Source organism: Prescottella sp. D32, assembly GCF_037287305.1.
Lineage (GTDB): Bacteria > Actinomycetota > Actinomycetes > Mycobacteriales > Mycobacteriaceae > Prescottella > Prescottella equi.
On the sequence record NZ_JARBSW010000002.1, the window covers coordinates 224,859 to 246,195 of the forward strand.

Consider the following 21,337-nt stretch of genomic DNA (forward strand, 5'->3'; position numbering starts at 1 on the left):
TCAGAGAAGATGCGACTTGCGGTAGATCCATCGAGCGCCGGAATTCAGCAGCCCTTCTCGGCTCAGGAACTCGACGAACGGCTCCGCGGCCCTCCGGAACATCATCCGATGGTGTTCGTTCCCATCGATGTTCGCTTTCACGACATCCCAGTCGAGGCCGAGATCCTCGTACACCCGGCGGTTGATCAGACTCCGCGCGATCAGGTGCATACCGGCCGCGATGATCAGGGTGCTGACGAACCGCCGGAATCGGGTGCGCCCCACCAGTCGGTCGCGGATCTTCCTACGCGCGAACGCCATGTGCCTGGACTCTTCGACGACGTGGATGTAGGCGGCCCGGCGGATGGGCGCAGCGACGTCGTCGCTGTTCATCCAGTCGCGTTGCATGACGTCGAACACCTCTTCGCCGGCGAGCACGATCCCGTACGCGACCTCGTCCCAGGCGAGGTGACGGAACAGCCAACCGAAGAAGTCGAGCATGCGGTCGCGCGGATAGAAGTGGGACCCGATGCTCTCGATGGCGTTGGCGAACATCAACGAGTGCAGGTTCTCGTCGGCGCATTCGTTGAGGAGGAACTTGACGTCGGATCGCCCCGGATCGGCGCTGTGACTCGCCCGCAGCAGGGCCACCTGCAGGCCCACCTCGAGCCAGATGCCGATGCCCAGGAAATGTGCGACCTCGCACCGGGTGAGCCGCACGCGCTCCGTCTCGGACATGCTGTCCCACAGCGGGGTCCCGTAGAGCGGTGACCACTGCGGGGTCATGCCGTGTCGGTCGTCGTCTCCGGGTTCGGGCGCGTAGACCAGCGGACTTCTCGAGTCGAACGACAGCCGCTGGGCGGATTCCAGAAGAGTCCGGAACAGTGCATCGCTTTCGGAAGCTGTCATTCCGTCCCATTCCTCCGATCACCGTGTCGCGGTGGACACAGGGGTGCCCGGACTTCCACTCGTACGGCATGGAACCACACGTTCGGCGCGCTGTCGCGCCGGAGCGGCGCCTCGAACCCGACCGATCCTCGCCGACGGCAGTCGCCGAGCGAGCGTAACCCCGATCACACCGAGACCGGCGCACGCGCGGCCGGTGCAGACGCGGCGGATCAGGGATTCATCGCTGCGCCGCCGCCTGCATCATGCGGGCTCGCGCATCACACCGAAGTGGCGCACACTCCCGGACAGACCCGGGATTTCGCGCAACGGGGACCAACTGACCAGCCCGTCCGCGCTGTCGGAGTAGAGGTACTTGCCCTCGGTGTAGGCGTCGAGGTAGATCCGCCAGACCCCGTCCGGCAGCTGGACGACGGTGGGGCCCTCCACCAGCGTCCCCCAGTTTCCCGGCGGGACGAAGGAGTAGGGGCCCGTCGCCGACGGGGCGACGGCGTGCTCGACCACCTTGGTCGCCTCGTTCTTGGTGAACGCATGGTAGGTCGATCCCACCTTGACCACGGTGGTGTCGATGTGGTCGGCTCCGATCCCGGCGAGCGGCACGGGCAGACTCCACTGCCGGAGCGAGGGTTCCAACGCCGTCAGCAGATACGGCACGAATCCCCCGCCGGTCGACATCGACAGGATGACGTTCACACGGTCACCGTCCACGAACCATTCGGGCGCCCACGCCTTCGTAGTGAACGGGGACAGCGACGGTCCGTCTGCCGAGCCGGCCGACCCGGACGAGCCCGGCGGGCTCGCCGACCCCGTGCCGTCGCCCGTCCCCGGCATCAATGCGCAACAGAACGGAACCGGTAGGTCACCCATGTGCGTCCAGTTGACGCGGTCACTGCTGCGTGCGAACCCGATGCTCGCGCCGCCGCCGTTCGTGTACGTGATGTAGTACAGCCCATCGGAGTTCCGGAAGATGCTCGGGTCCCGCACGAGCCCGGCCGGGGGCCGGTATGCCGCCGGCCGGACCATCTCGAACTGGGTGCCGTCCCCCGACTCGAACACATCCATGTCCTGGGCGCTGGTGTTGCTGAACGCCACCATGGTGTATCGCCACTCCGACGGCGGCGCAGCCCCGCCGGCCCCCGATGCCGCAACCAACAGGCCTGCGACACAGAGCATCACCATCGGTACGGCGAGAAGGCTTCGCTTGGCGAGCGTCACCTCTGCAGCATCCATGACAGCAGTCGCGCCCCGTCGCGCTTCGCCCACAGGGATTGGCAGATCGTTACCGACGAAGGGTCCAGGCACCCGCGGACCGGCGCATCGTGAACGACTGGCTCACACTGCTTCCGGACGCTCCCGACGACCGCGGCATGATTGACTCGTGCCGGAACTACTTGTCCCACTGGTGTGGCTGATCCTGCTGTCGGCGGCCATCTGCTGGTGCCTGGCGCGCCCGTCCGCGCGGTCGGCCACGACGACACTCGTCGCAGCCGCCGTGTGGCTTCCGGTGAACGGCCCGGTCGAAGGCCCCGTCCTATTGGTGGTCACACCCAGTCACGGGCTCACCGTGGCAGACCTGTTGTCGGCGGTTGCCGCCCTGGCTGCCCTCAGGGCATATCGACACGTCCGGCCCTGACCGGACACCACTAGACGTTGAAGCGGAACGCTAGTACTGCCCCGACCAGCCTCATCTAGCTGCACATATGCCACTCCAGCTCTCGGTGCTAGCCCCGACCTAGCCCCATCTGCAACGCCACCCGGGGCAACCGACCGGGCGGTCGCACATGACCGCTAAGGTCAACGTCCATGAGCGACTCTAAGCTCCTAAACACGGAGATCAGCGCGCGCGCCCGAGAGATCCGCACCGACGGGTACGCCATGTCAATTGGTGAACTGCTCTCCCTCTACAAGGAGGGCGACATCGAGATCCACCCGGAGTTCCAGCGCATCTTTAGGTGGAAAGATGAGCAGAGGACCCGACTCATCGAATCAATCTTGCTGGGCATTCCAATTCCTCCGATATTTGTCTCTCAACGCCAGGATGGGGTCTGGGACGTTATCGATGGAGTTCAGAGACTCTCTACAATATTTGAATTCGCGGGCGAATACCGCAACGAGGCGGGCGAGACGCAACCAGGCCTGGTACTGGGCGAGGGCGAGTACCTGAAAAGCCTGGCAGGCTACACGTATTCCGAGGATTCCAACCCAGAGGGTGTCCGCCACTTCGATGACGCATTGCGGCGCGACTTCAAGAGGTCGAAGATTCAGTTCTCAATCATCACCAAGGAGTCCGATCAGGACGCCAAGTACGACCTTTTCCAGCGCTTGAATTCTGGATCTGTCCTTTCTCAGCAAGAGGCACGAAATTGCCTAATGGTGATGCTTAACCGGCAATTCTTTCATGACATCATGGAGATGTCCGAGAACCCGGATTTCAAGAACTGCGTAACCCTCACCGATCGCAAAGAGGAAGCGGCGTACCGGAGCGAGTTGGTCCTCCGATTCTTTTGCCTACTCGACTACCGCGGACCGGCCAGCGATCTCAAGAAAGACTTTGGCGAGTACCTTACAGACTGGATGCGTGATGCTACGGCTCGGGAGTCTCGACTTGACCGGAAGCTATTTGAAGACACATTCCGACTCCTGAACAATACGTTGGGTGAAGAAACATTCAAGCGTTACTCGGGGACTCGACACCTCGGGCCGTTCTCCATATCAGGGTTTGAATTCATTAGCTGTGGTGTAGCAGCGACCCTTGAAGTGTGGATGAACCACCCAGACGATCTCATGGACAAGATCAGGAGCGTGTGGTCATCGCCTGAGCTCAAAGACAACTCGGGCGCCGGAATCAGTCCCCGCCAACGCGTCCCTAGGTTTGCAAACTTTAGTCGAGACTTTTTCAGGAGTTAGCGTTGGCTACTGCAACTGACGAAGGTTTCGAATCCAAGGCAGATGAAGAGCTTTCGTGGCGGAGGATCGAACTGCACGCGCTCGCAAAGGAACTGGAATCTACGTCACGCAAGAATGCGACGAGCCCCATCACTCGCGCATTGACTCGAGGCATGTCCACCCTCCTTTACGCTCACTGGGAAGGTTACTGCAAGGCAATATTCGAAGAGTATGTGAAGCTGATTCTCAAAAGAAAGCCCTTGCTAGTAGAAGCCGCTGACAGCTTGGTCATCGCTCATACACAGCAACTACTTCGGCGAATCGAATCAGGAGACGCCCAAGCGCTTTCAGACCTTGTTTCTGTTGCACGTGGAGCGTCGACGCAACGCCTACGCGTCAATCGGGACAAGCTTGTAGATACCAAGTCCAATCTCCGCTACCAAGTTCTCGAGTCAATAATGACCACACTTAGCCTGCCAATTGCCGATTTCGCGCTAAAGAAGAATCTAATCGACAAACAACTTTGCGACAACCGCAACGAGATTGCTCACGGTCGCGCGAGCTTTCCAAGCGCAGCCGAGACTCTAGAACTTCACCGAAAGGTGATCGAGATGATGGAGGAAATCCGCGATGTCACCATTGGGCAGGTCCGAATAAAGGGCTACGCGATCGGCACAACTCTTTAGGATCCGATCGCTCTCACATTTGCAGGCTTCGGTGCCCCCGGTGCCGCGAACGCCGCATTCATCGCGTTGGCGACGTGATCGCTGGCGTCCTCGTACAGGTGACCGTAGGTGTCCATCGTGATCTTGAACGAGCTGTGCCCCAGGTGCGCCTGGATCGCCTTGGCCGGGACGTTGGCCGCGATCAGCAGCGCCGCGCAGGTATGCCGTAGATCGTGGAAGCGGAGCTTCGCCGGCAGACCTGCCTTGGCGACCGCGGCCTTCCACCACTTGAGGTAGAAGTCCCGGCCCCAACTCATCGGCGTGGTGCCGTAGGGCGCGCCCTTGGTCGCGGGGCCTGGCCACACGTACATCTCAGGGCCAAACGCTCCGGCTTTAGTGCGCTCGTTCGCCAGGACTTCCAGGGCGTCGCATAGTGCTGGCGGCATGGGGGCGATGCGGGTCTTGCCGTTCTTCGGCGGGACCACGCACCAGTCTCCGTTCTTCACGGTGCTGATGGACTCAGCGACGGTGATCCGTCCGCGGAGTAGGTCCACGTTCTCCCACCGCAACCCGCAGCACTCCCCCGCTCGCATTCCAGTCTGCGCGGCGAAGCGGACCAGCAACGCCAAGGCGGGGTCGCCGCTGACGTCTTCCATTGCGACGGCCAGTCGCTCCACCTGTGCAGCGCTCAAGTAGGGCGTGGCCGTGGCGTCTCGCTGCGCTCTGGGCAGGTCTGCCCTCGTCAGGCCGTGCGCGGGGTTGCCGCGCAGGTACCGGGCGCGCACGGCTGCGTCAAGCACCTGACGCATCACTCGCACCGCATTGTGGACGGTCCCCGGTGCCAGCGGCTTGCCGGTCGGCGTCTTGCCTGCGCGCTCTCGATGCCGTGCATCGCGCTGTGCTCGAGGCGATTCCGGGTTTGCGGGCTTGTTGTTGTGGCCGATGCGCTTGCCCTCAGTGCTGAGCTGGGTAATCCACGTGACCAGGTCCATCGTGGTGATGCTGCCGACGGCCCTATCGCCGAAGGTTGGATAGATGCGCTGCTCCAAGATCGTCCGGTACGACTGTGCCGTCTTCGGCCTCAGGTTTCGCGACTCGAACCACAGCTCGGCCACTTCCCGGAAGGTGCGCCGGGCGTCACTCGGGTCGATGTAGTCGCCCCGGTTCAGGTCGGCGCTGATGTTGTCCAGGAACTTCTTCGCCTCGGTCTTGGTGGCGAACGTCTTACTGCGGCGTTTGCCGTCGGCGTCGTACCACCGCGCCTGATGCCGCCCTGCCGTCTGCTCGCGAATGGAGTACCGGTTCACTCCCATGCTGGTCCTCTCTAACCTGTTGTCTCACAATCTGTTTCCACCACCGTACTGCTCCAAACGTTCAGCTCACACGTCAGTTAAACTGTCCGACTTAATGTTTCAACTGCGCCGATGTCGACAGCGGTGCTTGGCGAAGCCCCGTTCTAGCCCCGATCCCCTGTCGACTTCGGATTTGACCGACCTTGACGGGCGGTGCAGGCAACTGCCCCATCCCGCCCGTCAACGCCCCTGGAGCGACGGCTAGGCCGGTCTAACGTCGGCCCCTGCGCCGGGCCACCGGCACGGGTGGCGGGCTGGTGCGCCACAGCTGATCGAGCGCGTCCTCGAGCGGGACCAGCCCGGTCGCCGGCGAGGCTTCACGGTGAGCCGGGGCGGAAGGTTGAGGTGCTGGCAGCGCCGGAGCCAACTCCTCCACGACCTCAGCGTCGAGAACCTGCGCGTCCTCTAGCTCCTCGGCCAACCAGTCGGGCGTCTCCTTGTCAGCGACGCCGCGCTCTGCGCGGGATTCGGCACGACTTCCACCTGTGAGTTCGGCGAGGACCATTTCGAACGCGGGGGCTGCATCGCCGCCAAGGCCCGGGATCGCCAGAACGTGAGCCGCCACGTTGCCGCCACGGTCAAGGAGGTCGGCGGCAGCCATGCGCTGCACACCCGGCGGAACGCTGGGATCGTTCATCAGCTCAATCAGCTTCGCCGCAGCGAGATCCTGCGCCATGAGGATGCGCTCAGCGGCTTTCCGCCGGGCGGCAGGTGCGGCACCACCGTGGTTCTTACAAACGTTCTGCCCCTTCATGGGTCTGTTCGCACAAGGCTGCCCGTTCGTTCGATGGGCAATGCACGTCACCTTTGCGACGATGCCTGCCGTCCGTTCGCTCTTTGTAGCCATCGGTTCGTCCTACTCTCTGATGTTTGGATGAGACTCACTCGAAGGCTTGGGCGGACCGTCTCCGGCGCTAGGTGGGTACATGGGTACATGTACCCACCTATACTTCGGATCTCGGGCGTAAGCTGCCCTTCCCACGAATGAATCGATTCTCTCTACCTGGTCTTTCAAGGGCACCCTAAGCTGGCGGTGGCGCACGCCTAGCCGGGTACATGTACCCATGTACCCACCCAAGCGGGGCGCACGGCGGGCGCTTGGTCACGGCTGCGCGTTCGCCGTGATTCGCCATGTGGCAGAGCCGTTCTTGGCCGCGTACCGATCCAGCTCAATCTCACTGCGAGCGGCGAGCAGCTCGACTGCCTCGTCCATCAGGTTCTTGTCTCGACCCAAGAAGGAGCGAACTGCGGTCCGCTCCATAGCGCCAACCTCGTTCAGGCGCTTCATGATGCGATTGCAGACCCGCGATAGCCCGTCCTTCTGGAGAACAGCCGCCTTGGCGATCTCTCGCTGCGCTTCGGCCTTGCCGCGACTCTGGTTGGCTGTGTGGGCCTCGGCTGCAATCGCCTTCTCGACCTCTCGTCGGGTGCGGTTGCTGACCTCCATCACCACCCCGGCCAGGTTCCAGTCTTCGTCGGTCACGGTGTCGTAGCGACCGTTTAGCACCATCAGCCCAACCGCGACTTTGAGTCGGGTCATCAAGGCGTGGCCGTCCAGGGGGTTCACGTCGGTGTCACCGCGCAGCACCCGCCGACGCTGCGAGCGAACCTCATTTCGAACGTGGTCCGGAATTGCCAGCTCGATGAACTCCCTCCCCGTCGCCGCTACAGTGACCAACGCGGCCTCGGACGTGGGCCGGTTCATCTTGAAACCGCTCTTCGGCTTCGGCTGCGGCCACGGGCCGACGACGATCGGGTCCGGTTCGGCCGGCTCAACCTCTGGAGCGTCAGGGTCGGCGGTCGGCATCCACAAGAAGCGTTGCGGGGTACCGCCGTCAGCATCGTCCAGGAGTGGCTGGGCCTTGGTCGGCTGCACCCCGACGACCATCGTCAGGCGGTAGCGGTGCGCTTCGACTGGGATCGCCTTTGTCTTGTCGCGGTTGGCGAAGCCCAACGAATCCCCCGTCCAGGCCGTCCGTAGCGTGGGCATCAGGGTGGACCCACTGCGCGACCCCTGAGCGGTCAGCGTCTCAACCTCGTCCACGGTGAACATCACCCGCGTTCGCAGCCCTACATATGCCTTGGCCTTGGCGTCGTAGGTGGCGAACTGATCTACCAGACCTTCACCGCTGCCCACATTGCGGACGTGCAACTGGTTGTCGCCGTCGAACTTCAGAGTGAGAACGTCGCGGGCAGCGCCCCGCGTCACGCTCTTGCCTGCGCCCGACGGGCCGACCAGCGCGATGAACGAGTTGACGCTGCCGTGACTGCCCACCAGAGCAGGGAGCACGACACGCGGCGGGACGATTGATAGCGCTCGCGCCAACACCGAGCCGAACAACGCCCACGGCGCGACCATCCGCGCCTGCGCGAACTGTTGAACAGTAGACAGTTCCGGCCGTGCCGCCCAGAACGCGGCCTCGCGCTGGCTGAGGTCAAGTTCGTCCCGGTTGAGCCGGGCCAAGGTCTCAGCCGGGTCTGCGAGGAGCGCCTGCGCTGCCGCCCACCGGGCCGTCCGAGCGAATTCGTCAGGAGTCGGCCGACGACGACCGGAACCCCTTGCCGTCAGATGGAACGCGGCCGTGAAGGCTTCTTGAATCTCGGCGGTAGCAGTCTGCGCCGGGTAGCACCCGGCAATCGCCTCGCGATAGGCCATCGGCAGCGCGCGGACCAGCGCCTCGTGCCGGGACATTCCGCCGTTAACGTTCTGCTCGAACACCTTCAGCACACCATTGAGAGCGCCCGGGCGGTCGTTTTCGGTGTACTTCGCGAAGAAGTCTCCCAGCTCGACGTCCGTCATCGGTTTAGCTTCGGCTTCGGACGCTAACCGCAAGCACGCCCGCAGCGTGTCCGGTAGGACGGGAAACGCCCCACTTTCGGTCCACAAGTACCCGCCGCCCTTGCTGTCGGCGTCGAGGTGTGGGGTCGGTGACGCGATGATCACGCCGTTCGTGCCGCGCACGTCTCCGAACCCTGCGAACGCCCCCGCGCCGTTGCCGTACAACTCGCCAGATGGCACCGCGAACACGTAGTGGCCGCGTGCGTTCGCGCCCCGACGGGTGCTCTGGAACTTCCCGTGCTGCAAAGCCTCACGCAAGACCTCGGGTAGATCGGTCAGCTCGTCTACGTCCAGGTCGAACACCACCGCACCGCTACGGCCCGAGTGCAGCGCGATCCCGTAGTCTGGGTTCCCTCCCCACCACTCACGGATCTGTTCCGGGTCGCGGGTGGACTTCTTGTGCCAGCCTCGCCCGACCACGCTTCCGGGGTTCTTCGTTCCCGGTCTCACCGGGAGCACGAACCAACCAGCCTCAGCGTAGGCCAGGGCAGCGTTTATCGGCGACATCTCGTTGACGCCCTCGGGAACACGCAGTCCCAGCTTGAACCGTATTCTTGCCGTTCCGTCTTGGTCCTGAACGACTGAGTGCCGGAATGCATTGTCTTGCTGATGCTTACGTGATTGCCGCGCCGCTTGGGCAGTGGTACTGTTTGGCTGCATTGATGGTTCCTTCGCGTGGGATTATCTACTTAGAATCGCCCGGCTCGACTGCCCAACACCCGAGCCGGGCGATTCACTTTTCTGCTGTGCTGCAACGCTTCTAGCGCTGCTACGGTTTGTTGCAGCTGACCCCCGGTCAGCTGGAGAAGGCTCCGCTCTCCGTGTCAGAGAGAAGCCCGTCCCGACCTAGTTTCGGGACGGGCTTCTCTCGTTAAAGCGGTTGACCAACCGGCACCCTGGCCGGTACACCACGAGGCTGCGCAAGGCGGGGCACGGGACGCTCAGGCACCGGCGATTGGCCATCGCGCCGCCATGCCCCTAGCGCTGCAGCGTGGGTGCGGCGTGCCACGAGAGACGCCCCAGATACCTGCGCTCGAGACTCTGGCGGCAGTGCGCGCATACCCACCACACTCCGACGTACTGACCTCGCTTGACCGTCAGCAGAGAGCAGCGCTTGCTACCGGAGCTGTCAGGTTTGATCGGCCCTTCGTGCCAGTAACACCGGTCCCGGCTCAGACGACTCGTTGCACCAGGCTGGTGTGTTCCGTGCGCGCGCAAGAGCTCCGGATCGCCGAGCATCCGAGCGATCGTCCACGGCGCGCGGACAACGAAGGCCAACTGCTGATCCCACGAAGGCAGCAGCATCGCGGCCAGCATGTGGTCGGGGTTGTCGACGCTGAAAGGCTCATCCGTCGGAGTGCTAACGATGGTGCAGAATCCGGGATCTCCCGGCTCGGAGAAGAACCGAGCTGCCGCTCGGTGCCGCTCAACCAATCTGAGCATCTTACGGTTGCCCAGTTCGGTTGCGCCGAACCCGCGATCGAACTGTTCAACCTCTCGAAACATCGCCCCGATCCGATCGGCCTCGGCCCGGATCCACGCATCCTCGGCGAACGGCGCGCTCATGCTGCACCGGCCTTCGAGGTCTGCGCGAGCGAGAGAATCCAGTCGTACAGGTCCCTGGGAGCGAGGTGGTTGGCCCCGCTGATTTTGAACACCGGTAGCTCTCGCCGTTCGATCGCGGCGCGCATCCGGGTCGGCGTCATCGGTACGCCAAGGTGCTCGGTGATGTACCGAACTGCTGCGTCACGCCCCCTGATGGTAGGCAGTTGATTGAGTTCGTCTCTATTGACGAGGCTGCGTCGTTGATGTGCAGGTACGCCTGGGCGTGTGCGCTGGTTGACCGCTTGCTGACTCATGAGACCTCCCTGAAATGTTGCCGGGAGGTGGAGACGAAAAATCGCAGCCACCTCGCGACAGAGTTCTGCCGGTTGGTGTCTGCGATTCAGTATTTTGGATAATCCTGGCGCTAGCCGTTTAGCGTTGAGCGGATCCCCGGGGTGGCGGGCAGACGTATCAAGGTCCCCGATTATGCGCGATCCCGTTGTCTCTCGGTATTCGCACCGGCGTCGACTCGTCGTAGTGCTGAGTCCTGCGTTTCGTATGTGCATCCGATGCGCGGTGGTGGCCGCTGCGGTGCGCCCTAAAGCCTGCCATAAGTAGGCCAAAGGACGCAAGCCGCAAGCATTGGAAACCCTTCCTGTGCAATGGGTTCCATGAACTTGACCGATTGCCTACGCATCGGCTCTCAGGTCTGCTGTCCACACAGACGGCCGAACGCGGGTTCAATGACCACAACCGGCCGCGAAGAAAAGTCAACGAGTGCGTCCGAGTCCCTCGAAGACGACTGCACCCCTGTCGCGAACAGGTGACAGGGGTGCAGGTGCAACGCGAAGACTACTGAGCAGCAAGACTACTGAGCAGCGGCCTCGCGGTTGACGATGGTCACAATGGTGGAGTGCCCGAGGTCCATCTCGAGCGATTTGCCGATGCAGGCCGCGTCCCTGGGCCGATTCTCACATCGCTTGGCTTGATAGTCGGCGTAGTCAGCCTTCAGGCTGTCGACCGCACCGAGGGCGTCGGTGCGAGCCTTGCTGCGCGGGAGCTCGGTGGCGTCGCGGACAAACGATTCAAGCCCCGCGTTCCTGAGTCCGATGCAAATGGTGTCGTCGGTCCCCGTGAAGCTGTCGCATTTCATGCCGAGGAACTTGGAGTGCTCACTCTGCAGGTACTTCCAGTTCGTCACGCCAGTCTCTGCAACCGACGCCTTGGCTGTGGACGTGGTGGCCTTGTCTGCGACGTTCTGCTTCACGTCGGCGTAGTAGGTGTCCCAGGTGGGGCCAGTACACTCGTCGGGGTTCGTCTCCGGGTTGTAGACAGATTTGTCGGCGCGATCCTCGTCGATATACCGCTGAGCCTCAGCGCGCTCCTCCGCAGGAAGCGACAGGTTGTAAGCCGTCCGAGCGGCTTCCGACACGCGCAGCTGCCGTTCACCGATCGCCTGATATGCCTCGCAAGCCTTCGCCTTGAGCGCTTCATCCTCTGCGGACGCGGCCGAGGTGGTCGCCGGCGACGCACTCGCCTCCTCGTCGCCCCCGCTGCTACAACCAGCCGCCGATAGTACGGCGGCCAGGCCAACCGCCAGAACCCACTTCTTCATTCATTCCCCTAAGTTCACGGCGAACTCTCCCTTAGAATCGCCCACGGCAGCATACGCTCAAATATAGCTCTGACGTGCAAATACGACGTTTCCGCTCTGGACGGTTACGCCTTAGACGTATGTGCTGTCGGGCGATGCCCGAGCTGAAACCGCCCCTGAACACCACCCTGGCGTCCTTCGGCGCGCGGGTACGGGCCAGGCGCATGGAACTCGGGTGGAGCCAGGAAGTCGCCGCGCAGCACATCGGGATTCACTTCACGCATCTCGGACAGGTGGAGCGCGGGCAGCGGAGTTCCCGCATCGAGAACATCCTCAAACTTGCCGTTGGCCTGCAGACCACGCCGGGCGCTCTGCTCGACGGTCTACCCGTGGAATAAGTGCAGAACGACCCCGAGGGAGGCAAGTTCCTCGGGGCCGTTCTGGTGAGTAGCCACCCCGGAGACAAGTCGATCCGTGGTCTTGCTCTCGCCGACTGCCAGAACATGTTCACGTCCAATCGGCTTGGGGTCCGCGACGAGGAACCGGGAGAACCCGTCGCGGGGGCATGTAGCGGCGTCGGCCAGGGCGGCGCGCGGCGCTGTTGTGCCTATCGCGGGCGTCTGACGCTCGCCAGGCTTCGCTTGCGGGTGCCGCTGGGAGTTTGGCCCTACACCAGCACAGCTCAACGGCTACTTCCGTACTCGAGTGCCCGCGCTGGCCCTGCGGTTGGGGTTCGGCCTGGCCGACAGAGTGACCTTCTTCTGGGCTTTGTCGAGCGATGGGGTGATGTCGAGCCGGCGATCTGGCATACCTTGGTACCCAACCATTCCCTTGACCACCACGCCCCGGCCCTTCGGTGTCTTGAACTCAGCACCAACCTTCATGCCCTTGTAGCCGCCGCCCTGGCCGACGCTCAGGTTCTTCGTGAAGCTCCCGGCGACATAGCTGCGGCCGACACCGCCCGCAACCCTCTTCGCGCCGGTCCTCACGACAGCCTTGGTGACGGTGCGACCACCCTTAGCAGTTGACGAGACCTTTGTCCCCGCGCCAGCGAACCGACCCCTGCTGTCGCGCCGGTACTTTCGTCGCCGGCTCACCGTCCGTTCCAATCGTTCAGTCGATCGGCCAGAGCACGCAGGTCGGGATCGTCATCCGTCGCCGGCGGCTTCCCCCGGTACCGCCCGCCCTGGCTCGGCGGCGCATCCTCCAAACCGGGCGGCGTCAGGCCCGGCCCCCAGGAGTACTGACCAGGCAAAGCCTCGGGGTCGCGGGGAGCCATCAGGACCAAGCCCAGTTCGGCGGGGTGTAGACGCTGCCGGTGGTCACCTGCACAACGCACGCGGCCGACCGATACCTGACACCGCAGCCGAACGACCGCTGGAAGAAGCTGTCCTGCAGCGGATACCGCTGATCCCGTCCGGGGATCATCCGCAGGCCCTGATACGCGGGGTTCTCGTGCTGGCGGAAGGCGACCGGGTTGAGGCTGCTGTTCGGCCCGCCCGTCGCCACCACGGCGAGATACCCCTGAGGGATGAAGTAGCTGGGCACGATCAGCGCCGGGCCGTAGTTGCCGAGGACTTCCAGACCGCCGAACTCGCCGGGCGCGATTTGACCGATCACGCTCTCGGTCGTCAGGTAGGCCGGGGCGCTGGCCGACGGGATGAAGTCGAACTTCGAGGTGATGCCGCTGGACTCCTGCCCAGCCCGGAACGTGCTGATCTCTTCCGCCTCGGCGGGGTTGCACAACACGATCAGTTGGGTGCTCGCGCTGGTGCCGAAGCCCTTGACCCGTACCTGATCGATCGCGTCCAGCAGGTCCCCCGGATCGACGACCGCGTTACCCGATGCCAGGTAGTGACTGTTGGTGGAGGGGAACTCCAGACCCGCGTGCGGCGGCGGCGTGTGGCCGTCGGTGCCGTTCCACAGGCCAAACACGCGATGGCCGTGTTCGTTGAGGCCCTCAGTCGGGTCGAATAGCCGACGCAGCAGCGTCCCAGTCACCAGACGATTGTCGGCAGAGAATGCCCGGTTGATCGCGTCGCGCACCTGCTCGGCCGAGGCGGAACGTAGGAACTTCCACGTCATCCGAGATGCCATGTCGTAATCGTCGAAGTCGTAGCCGAGGATCAGCGCATCGGGATTACTGCGGATACCCTGTGGCTCACCGAACTCCGACGCCTTCTCGAAGTTCTCGCTCGCAAGGGTCTGCGGGATCGCATCACCGACGCGGGTTGTCGGGTACGAGATCAGCGCCGCCAGGGCAGACCGCTCCTTGTTGTAGAGCGACATCGCCGTGGCGGCGGCGTTCCAGATTTCGTTGAGGTCCACGCCGTCGGCTGTCTTATTGACCAGCACGTCGCCTTCGGTCGCATAGCCGCCGTCACCACCCCATGCGAATAGGGCAGTCATGGCGTGACGGCCAGGGCGGGAGAAGAAGGGGCGGCTGTTCCAAGGCCGGTTATCGGTCGGTCGGGTGATCGTCATGGATAGCTCCAATTCGGTGGTGCGCTGAAAGCGCGACATGAGACGGGATGAATAACCCGAGCGCCTGCTCTGGGTTGTCGAAATCCGGTCTCCGACCGAACGGAAAACGCCGCCCGATCACCGATCGGGAATGTGTAGCGGCTGCCGGGCACTGCCCAGTGGTGCCGTACTGCGGCCACCATACGGCCTACATCCGACTGCTTGCCAGCCCTGACACCTGCGACCGGCAACCAGTAGTCGGCCGCTGGCCGGTAGCCCTTCTGTAGCCCCATCGGCCACTGATCAGCCAGTGACCGCAGGTACGCAGCAGGTGAGCAAAAACAAGCGCTCACCAGCACATACTTTGTACTGGTGAGCGCTTGAGCTGCGGGAACTTAGCCCCACTAAACGTTGAAGCGGAACTCCACGACGTCGCCGTCCTGCATGATGTAGTCCTTGCCCTCCATGCGCACCTTGCCGGCAGACTTGGCGGCATTCATGGAGCCGGCCTCGACGAGGTCGTCGAAGGAGACGATCTCGGCCTTGATGAAGCCGCGCTCGAAGTCGGTGTGAATGACGCCGGCTGCCTGCGGGGCGGTGTCGCCCTTGTGGATCGTCCAGGCGCGCGCTTCCTTCGGGCCGGCCGTGAGGTAGGTCTGCAGGCCGAGGGTGTGGAAGCCGGTGCGGGCGAGGGCGTGCAGGCCGGGCTCGGACTGGCCGATGGAGTCGAGCATCTCCTGGCGGTCGTCCTCGTCGAGCTCGAGCAGCTCGTGCTCCACCTTGGCGTCGAGGAAGACGGCGTCCGCCGGGGCCACGGAGTCACGCAGCTCGGCGACCTTGGCCTCGTCGGTGAGCACCGACTCGTCCGCGTTGAAGACGTACAGGAACGGCTTGGTGGTGAGCAGGTGCAGCTCGCGCAGCAGCGAGAAGTCCAGCTTGTCCTTGGCGGAGAACAGGGTCTTGCCCTCGTTGAGGATCTCCTGCGCCTTGAGCGCCTCCTCGTGCTGGGGCTTGAGTTCCTTGTTCTTCTTCGCCTCCTTCTCGAGGCGCGGCAGCGCCTTCTCGAGGGACTGCATGTCGGCGATCACGAGCTCGGTCTCGATGACCTCGATGTCCGAAGCCGGGTCGACACGGCCGTCGACGTGCACGACGTCGTCGTCCGCGAACACGCGGACCACCTGGCAGATGGCGTCCGCCTCACGGATGTTGGCGAGGAACTTGTTGCCCAGGCCCGCGCCCTCGGAGGCACCCTTGACGATGCCGGCGATGTCGACGAACGACACGGTCGCCGGGAGGATGCGCTCGGAACCGAAGATCTCCGCGAGCTTGTTCAGCCGCGGATCCGGCAGCTCCACCAGGCCGACGTTGGGCTCGATCGTGGCGAACGGGTAGTTCGCGGCGAGCACGTCGTTCTTGGTCAGCGCGTTGAAAAGGGTCGACTTGCCGACGTTGGGGAGGCCGACGATTCCGAGGGTAAGGCTCACGGTATAGGGATTCTACGGCGTCGCGGCGCCGTGCCGGTGGCCGGCCGCGTCCGAGCCGACCACCGGACGGGTCACCAGTTGTACGACGAGGACGGCGTGGGGTCGCTCGCAGCGGTCGCAAGCACGATGATGATGAAGATCACGTACAGCACCACGAGGCCGACGAAGATGCCCAGCGCGATCTTGCCGAGCGTCTTGACCCGCTCCGACGCGTACTGCGCGCCCTGATAGTCGCCCATCGACCACTTCGGGAAGATCGAGTGCAGATGGTTGAACGCGGCGAAGGCGAGCGGCCAGAAGAAGATGATCGACGCGACGGCCCATCCGGCGTTCGACGCGGGCGGCTGCGGCTGTCCCCCGTACTGTCCGGGCACCGGACCGCCCGGATACTGCGGCGCCGCCGGATACGGCTGCTGCGGGTAGGCCGGTGCGCCGTACTGCTCGGACGGCCCGGCGTTGTAGGTCGGCTCGGACATGGGATCCCCCTGGGTCTGACGAACGTTTCTGTCGGCAGAGACCGTAGCCCAAACCGACATGTCGGTTACAGGTCAGGTTTGCGGGCCACCGTGACGGCCCACCCGGCGCGGTCGTGCCACGGCCGCAGGTCCCACGTCGAGAAGCGGTGCTCGCGCACCAGGCCGACGGCGGCGAGATCGGCGTCGAACTCGTCGACCGTGTACTCGTAGTCGGTCGCGAACCCGGTCACGAAGATCCCGCCCGGCACGAGGTGGTGGGCGATGCGCCCCAGCACCTGCCGTTCGGTGCCGCGGGCGACGAAGATCAGCACGTTTCCGGCCGCGACGACCGCATCGAACCGCTCCCCCGGCAGATCCAGCGTTGCGAGGTCGGCCTCGTACACGGTGAGGGCGGGCTTCTTGCGCGCCTCCGCGACCAGCACCGGGTCCAGGTCGACGGCGGTCACGTGGTGTCCCCGGCGGGCGAGTTCGGCGCCGAGTCGTCCTGTGCCGCAACCGGCGTCGAGCACCCGGGCGCCGCGCGGCAGCATTGCGTCGACCGCGCGCGCTTCGCCGTGCAGGTCGGTCCCGTCGGCTTCGAGGCGATCGAAGCGCGCGATGTACTCGCGGGAGTCGGATGCGGATCGTTCACGCTGCCATCGGGTGTCGGCCATGCCGTCCACGATAGGTGCCACACGAAAGCGGGCCGGGTGTGCGTCGTCGACGCCCACCCGGCCCGTTGTCCTGTTGCGGTGCGCTACCTGCGGCTCTTCTCGGCCGGCTCCGCCGGAACCGGGTCGACCAGCACCGGGTCGCCCTGGACGATCTCGGCCAGTTCGGCGTCGATGTCCTCGCCGGACGCTTCGGCCCGACGCTGCTCGTCGGCGCTGAAGGTGCGGAGCGCAACCTCCTTGATGAAGAAGATCGCGGCCAGGCTGAGCAGCGAGACGATGCCCGAGATCAGGAAGATCCGTGCGGTCGCGTCGCCGTAGGCGCCGCGGACGATGTCCGCGATCGGGCCCGGCAGTTCCTTGAGGTTGGACAGACCGGCCCCCGATCCGCCCGCCTGGGTCATGTCCACCCCTGCGGCCGTCAGACCCTTGATCGTCAGGTCGGAGACGTGGCTGGAGAGGACCGCGCCGAGGACGGAGACGCCGGCCGCGCCGCCGAGCGAGCGGAAGAACGAGACCACCGAACTGGCCGACCCCAGATCGGACGGGCTCACGGTGTTCTGCACCGCCAACACCAGGTTCTGCATGGTCAGACCCATGCCGACACCGAGGACGAACAGGAACACCCCGAGCACACCCATGTTGGTGGCGTGGTCGATCGTCGAGAGCAGGAAGAACCCGACCGTCATCATGATCGCGCCGCCGAGGATGAAGCCCTTCCAGCGGCCGAACTTGGTGATCAGCGCACCGGAGACCGCCGAGGACACCATCGATCCGATGACCATGGGCAGCGTCAGCAGTCCGGCCGCCGTCGGCGAGTAGCCGCGGGCGATCTGGAAGTACTGGCCCAGGAACACCGCGCCACCGAAGAGGGCGATGCCGACCGCGACGCTCGCGAGGGTCGCCAGCGCGGTGGTGCGGTCCTTGAACAGGCGCAGCGGAATGATCGGATCCTTGGCCTTGGTCTCGGTGAAGATCGCGAGCGCCAGCAGCGCCACGCCGAGCGCGACGAGACCGAAGGAGACGCCCGACGCCCAGTCGAAGTTCTTGCCCGCCAGCGTCACCCAGATCAGCAGCGTGCTGACACCGGATGCGATGAACAGGGCGCCCATGTAGTCGATGCTGACGTTCTTGCGCACGACCGGAAGGTTGAGGGTGCGCTGGATGACGAACAGCGCGATCACCGCGAGCGGGACGCCGACGAAGAACGTCCAGCGCCAGCCCAGCCAGCTGGTGTCGACGATGAGGCCACCGATCAGCGGGCCGGCCACGGTCGCGATCGACATGACGCCGGCCATCGGGCCCTGGTAGCGGCCGCGCTCACGCGGACTGAACATCGTTGCGATGACGATGACGACCAGCGCTTGCAGACCGCCGAGACCCAAGCCCTGGACGGCGCGAGCGCCGATGAGCATGGCCACCGACTGCGACAGGCCGGCGAGCACGGAGCCGACCGTGAAGATCACCAGCGCCAGCTGGACCAGCATCTTCTTGCTGACCATGTCCGAGAACTTGCCCCAGATCGGCGTGGTCGCGGTGGAGGCCAGCAGGGTCGCGGTGACGACCCAGGTGTACTGGTCCTGTGTGCCGTGCAGATCGGTGATGATCGTCGGCAACGCGTTGGAGACGATCGTCGACGACAGGAACGCGACGAACATGCCGAGGAGCAGACCCACCAGTGCCTGGATGCGCTGCGGATGGGTCATCGGCGCGTCCGCCGCCAGATCAGGCTTCCCGGTGTCCCGGGTCACGGATGTACTCATGCAGAAACCTCACGAATTCTTCGAGTGAGCTCGAAAACGATTACTTGGTAAATGAATTGACGATGCGGCGTCAGAGCGCCGAAACCCGGTCCCGAAACGACGCCTTCAGGTGCGTCAGCCCGTCCACGAGCTGCTGCACCTCGTCGTCCGTCCAATCGGAGATCGAGTGGAGCAACCATTCACGCTGACGCGACCGGTACCGCTCGAGAATCGCTTCGCCCGCGGCGGTGAGCGCCGGCAGCGTGGCTCGCCGATCGGCCGGATCGGGAATCCGCGTCAGATACCCGAGTTCTTCCGCATGGGCGATGTGCCGACTCAACGTCGACGGGGTGATCCGCATCCGGTCGGCCAGCGCATTGCACCGGCTCCCCTCGGCCGCCCCGACGAGCGACAACAGTGCACCCAGAGGTTCGGTGAGGAGATCGCCGTCGGATTCACGCGCGAGGTGCGCGTTGAGTTCACGCCCCCGACGGATGACGTCCCGCAGGAGCCCGATCAGGGTCTCCGCCGTGGTCGCCTCGGCCATCACACCTCCCCAACTAGTTGCGTTATGCAACCATACGTCAGATGGTTGCATCGCGCAACTAATATTCGGAGGCTGGATCAGGCGGTGCTCTCCCCCAGCCGGTGGAGCAGCATCGTGAGCTGCTTGACGTCGGCGGGATCCCACCGGGACAGCCGCTCGTGCCACTGTGCGATGACGGCCTGACGCTGCGCGGTCAGCCGTTCGCGTCCGGAGTCCGTGAGAACCACCAGCCGGGCGCGCGCATCCTGCGGGTCGGGGCGGCGCTCGACCAGCCCCAGCCGAACCAGCGCATCGATCTGCCGCGTCAACGTCGACTTCTCCAAGCCGAGTTCGCACACCAACGCCGACATGGGCACCGCGTCGGTGCGGGTGAGGATCGCCAGGAGCGGGTAGCAGGCCGGATCGAGCTTGGGGTCGATCTGCCGGGCGCGTTCGCGTGACTGGATCCGGCCACGCCGCCACATGTCGACCAGTTCGGCCTCCAGGTCGGTGATCGGATCCGACTCCATGCGCGCACGCACCCTTCTCTTCGGCCGGCGTCGGCGGACACACCGACGCCGCAATGCCCGTCAGGGTACGGCCCGGCGTTTCGGCCTACCATCGCCGCATGGCTCGTTGGTCGATCGTCGTCGGTGTCTGGGCACTCGCGCTGGCCGCCGGTGTCGCTGTCGCGACGGAGTCTCGGTGGTGGCTGATCGTCGCCCTTCCCCTGTTCGCGCTCGCCGTCACGGGGACCTGGGATCTCACGCAGCGCCGCCACAACGTGTTGCGCAACTATCCGATCCTCGGCCATGCCCGGTTCCTGCTCGAACGCATCCGCCCCGAGATACAGCAGTACTTCGTCGAATCCCAAACCGACGGAACGCCGTTCGATCGGGAGACGCGAGATCTGGTGTACGAGCGTGCGAAAGGAACGCTCGACGAGGAACCGTTCGGCACCGAGCGGGACGTGCACGCGGTCGGCTACGAGTTCATGACGCACTCGTTGCGCGCCCGCCTCGCGCCGGCCGAAACCCCGACCGTGCGGCTCGGTGGCCCCGACTGCACCCGCCCGTACGACATCGCACTGCTCAACGTCTCCGCCATGAGCTTCGGGTCGCTGTCCGCGAACGCGATCGAGGCCCTCAACGCGGGTGCCGCACGCGGCGGCTTCGCGCACGACACCGGTGAGGGCGGCATCAGCCGCTACCACCGCAAGCACGGTGGCGACCTCATCTGGGAGATCGCGTCCGGCTACTTCGGGTGCCGCACCCCCGACGGGAACTTCGACCCCGACCAGTTCGCCGCCAAGGCGTCCGACGACCAGGTGAAGGCGATCTCCGTCAAACTGTCTCAGGGCGCCAAGCCCGGCTTCGGCGGAGTCCTGCCCGGCGCCAAGGTCACCGCCGAGATCGCGGAGGCCCGCGGTGTGCCGATCGGCGAGACCGTCACCTCACCGCCCGCGCACCGGGCGTTCGGCACACCCGTCGAACTGATCGATTTCGTCACCCGGCTCCGGCAGCTGTCGGGCGGCAAACCGGTCGGATTCAAACTGTGCGTCGGCTCGCGCGTCGAGTTCCTCGCGATCTGCAAGGCCATGCTCGAACGGGACGTCACGCCCGACTTCGTCATCGTCGACGGTGCGGAGGGCGGCACCGGGGCCGGGCCGGTCGAGTTCGAGGACCACATGGGCATGCCGCTCACCGAGGGGCTGATCATCGTTCACAACGCGCTCGTCGGCGCGGGGCTGCGCGACCGCGTGAAGATCGGAGCGTCGGGCAAGGTCGCGAGCGGCGCGGACATCGTCAAACGCATCATCCAGGGCGCCGACTTCACCCTGGCCGCCCGCGCGATGATGTTCGCGGTCGGCTGCATCCAGGCGCAGAAGTGCCACACGAACCGGTGCCCCGTGGGCGTCACGACCCAGGATCCGGCCCGCACGCGGGCCCTCGACGTCCCCGACAAGACTGCGCGCGTCGCGCGGTTCCAGCAGGCCACCGTTGCGAGCGCCAAGCAGATGGTCGCCTCGATGGGCCTCGACAGCTTCGCCGAGCTGACGCCGTCGATGCTCAACCGGCGCATCGACGGCGTGACCACCCGCACATACGCCGAGCTCTACGAGTGGCTCGAGCCGGGCGCGCTCCTCGACCACGCGCCGGCCGATTGGCGGCGCGACTGGCAGGCCGCCGACGCCGCGCGGTTCTGACCGGCCACGCGGTTCCGACCGTCG

General features: G+C 64.8%; 21 protein-coding genes. 5 read left to right on the forward strand and 16 right to left on the reverse strand.

The window, feature by feature from the left end:
- Together PSS76_RS10610 and PSS76_RS10615 are read right to left on the reverse strand one after the other, a co-directional pair.
- Positions 1-888 carry an AurF N-oxygenase family protein gene (locus PSS76_RS10610; RefSeq protein ID WP_005514603.1) on the reverse strand — a complete coding sequence of 296 codons (888 nt, stop codon included), beginning with the start codon at positions 886-888 and terminating at the stop codon, positions 1-3.
- 240 nt (positions 889-1,128) lie between these two features.
- The gene (locus PSS76_RS10615; RefSeq protein ID WP_044990683.1) at positions 1,129-2,115 is read right to left on the reverse strand and encodes a glycoside hydrolase family 43 protein; all 987 of its coding nucleotides are present in this window, start codon (positions 2,113-2,115) and stop codon (positions 1,129-1,131) included.
- A 148-nt stretch (positions 2,116-2,263) separates the two neighbouring features.
- Between PSS76_RS10615 and PSS76_RS10620 the strand changes: the two genes are divergently transcribed.
- The 3 genes from PSS76_RS10620 (at position 2,264) to PSS76_RS10630 (ending at position 4,457) form a co-directional block, all read left to right on the forward strand.
- Complete coding sequence (locus tag PSS76_RS10620) at positions 2,264-2,518, forward strand: thioredoxin domain-containing protein (RefSeq protein WP_041674014.1); 255 nt, start codon at positions 2,264-2,266, stop codon at positions 2,516-2,518.
- Positions 2,519-2,688: 170 nt separating this feature from the next.
- A complete protein-coding gene (locus PSS76_RS10625) occupies positions 2,689-3,792 on the forward strand; it encodes a GmrSD restriction endonuclease domain-containing protein (RefSeq protein ID WP_231811847.1) in 1,104 nt (367 codons plus the stop codon).
- Between the two features lie 2 nt (positions 3,793-3,794).
- On the forward strand, positions 3,795-4,457 hold the full coding sequence (locus PSS76_RS10630) for an MAE_28990/MAE_18760 family HEPN-like nuclease (protein WP_231811849.1): 663 nt from the start codon (positions 3,795-3,797) through the stop codon (positions 4,455-4,457).
- Here PSS76_RS10630 and PSS76_RS10635 read toward each other — a convergent pair.
- The 6 genes from PSS76_RS10635 to PSS76_RS10660 form a co-directional block, all read right to left on the reverse strand.
- Entirely contained in the window at positions 4,454-5,749 is a 1,296-nt protein-coding gene (locus tag PSS76_RS10635; RefSeq protein WP_337456184.1) for a site-specific integrase, read from the reverse strand. The genes PSS76_RS10630 and PSS76_RS10635 overlap by 4 nt on opposite strands.
- Before the next feature lie 250 nt (positions 5,750-5,999).
- A complete protein-coding gene (locus PSS76_RS10640; RefSeq protein WP_337456185.1) occupies positions 6,000-6,542 on the reverse strand; it encodes a hypothetical protein in 543 nt (180 codons plus the stop codon).
- A gap of 348 nt (positions 6,543-6,890) precedes the next feature.
- Positions 6,891-9,287, reverse strand: a complete 2,397-nt coding sequence (locus PSS76_RS10645; protein ID WP_081182983.1) for a bifunctional DNA primase/polymerase — start codon at positions 9,285-9,287, stop codon at positions 6,891-6,893.
- Positions 9,288-9,605: 318 nt separating this feature from the next.
- Positions 9,606-10,193 (reverse strand): hypothetical protein, encoded by a 588-nt coding sequence (locus PSS76_RS10650; RefSeq protein ID WP_337456186.1) that lies wholly within the window; start codon positions 10,191-10,193, stop codon positions 9,606-9,608.
- Positions 10,190-10,486, reverse strand: a complete 297-nt coding sequence (locus PSS76_RS10655) for a hypothetical protein (RefSeq protein ID WP_139792043.1) — start codon at positions 10,484-10,486, stop codon at positions 10,190-10,192. Before PSS76_RS10655 ends, PSS76_RS10650 begins: the two co-directional genes overlap by 4 nt.
- Positions 10,487-11,040: 554 nt before the next feature.
- Positions 11,041-11,787, reverse strand: coding sequence for a hypothetical protein (locus PSS76_RS10660; protein ID WP_337456187.1), 747 nt, complete (start codon positions 11,785-11,787; stop codon positions 11,041-11,043).
- A gap of 134 nt (positions 11,788-11,921) precedes the next feature.
- On the opposite strand from PSS76_RS10660, the gene PSS76_RS10665 reads away from it, so the two are divergent.
- On the forward strand, positions 11,922-12,164 hold the full coding sequence (locus PSS76_RS10665; RefSeq protein ID WP_330847898.1) for a helix-turn-helix domain-containing protein: 243 nt from the start codon (positions 11,922-11,924) through the stop codon (positions 12,162-12,164).
- 291 nt (positions 12,165-12,455) lie between these two features.
- Here the strand turns inward: PSS76_RS10665 and PSS76_RS10670 are convergent, their stop codons facing one another.
- From PSS76_RS10670 to PSS76_RS10705, 8 genes are all read right to left on the reverse strand, one after another.
- Positions 12,456-12,755, reverse strand: a complete 300-nt coding sequence (locus PSS76_RS10670; protein WP_337456188.1) for a hypothetical protein — start codon at positions 12,753-12,755, stop codon at positions 12,456-12,458.
- A gap of 289 nt (positions 12,756-13,044) precedes the next feature.
- On the reverse strand, positions 13,045-14,250 hold the full coding sequence (locus PSS76_RS10675) for a hypothetical protein (protein ID WP_081182998.1): 1,206 nt from the start codon (positions 14,248-14,250) through the stop codon (positions 13,045-13,047).
- A 383-nt stretch (positions 14,251-14,633) separates the two neighbouring features.
- Complete coding sequence (gene ychF / locus PSS76_RS10680) at positions 14,634-15,713, reverse strand: redox-regulated ATPase YchF (protein WP_005514607.1); 1,080 nt, start codon at positions 15,711-15,713, stop codon at positions 14,634-14,636.
- A gap of 71 nt (positions 15,714-15,784) precedes the next feature.
- On the reverse strand, positions 15,785-16,189 hold the full coding sequence (locus PSS76_RS10685) for a CD225/dispanin family protein (protein WP_145274035.1): 405 nt from the start codon (positions 16,187-16,189) through the stop codon (positions 15,785-15,787).
- A 65-nt stretch (positions 16,190-16,254) separates the two neighbouring features.
- The gene (locus tag PSS76_RS10690) at positions 16,255-16,842 is read right to left on the reverse strand and encodes a class I SAM-dependent DNA methyltransferase (RefSeq protein WP_037085503.1); all 588 of its coding nucleotides are present in this window, start codon (positions 16,840-16,842) and stop codon (positions 16,255-16,257) included.
- 83 nt (positions 16,843-16,925) lie between these two features.
- Positions 16,926-18,545: an MDR family MFS transporter gene (locus PSS76_RS10695; RefSeq protein ID WP_103143043.1), complete on the reverse strand. Its 1,620-nt coding sequence runs from the start codon at positions 18,543-18,545 to the stop codon at positions 16,926-16,928.
- 127 nt (positions 18,546-18,672) lie between these two features.
- A complete protein-coding gene (locus tag PSS76_RS10700; protein WP_005514612.1) occupies positions 18,673-19,128 on the reverse strand; it encodes a MarR family winged helix-turn-helix transcriptional regulator in 456 nt (151 codons plus the stop codon).
- 77 nt (positions 19,129-19,205) lie between these two features.
- Entirely contained in the window at positions 19,206-19,637 is a 432-nt protein-coding gene (locus PSS76_RS10705; protein ID WP_005514613.1) for a MarR family winged helix-turn-helix transcriptional regulator, read from the reverse strand.
- 98 nt (positions 19,638-19,735) lie between these two features.
- Between PSS76_RS10705 and PSS76_RS10710 the strand changes: the two genes are divergently transcribed.
- Positions 19,736-21,313, forward strand: a complete 1,578-nt coding sequence (locus PSS76_RS10710; RefSeq protein ID WP_013415308.1) for an FMN-binding glutamate synthase family protein — start codon at positions 19,736-19,738, stop codon at positions 21,311-21,313.
- The last annotated feature ends 24 nt before the right edge of the window (positions 21,314-21,337 follow it).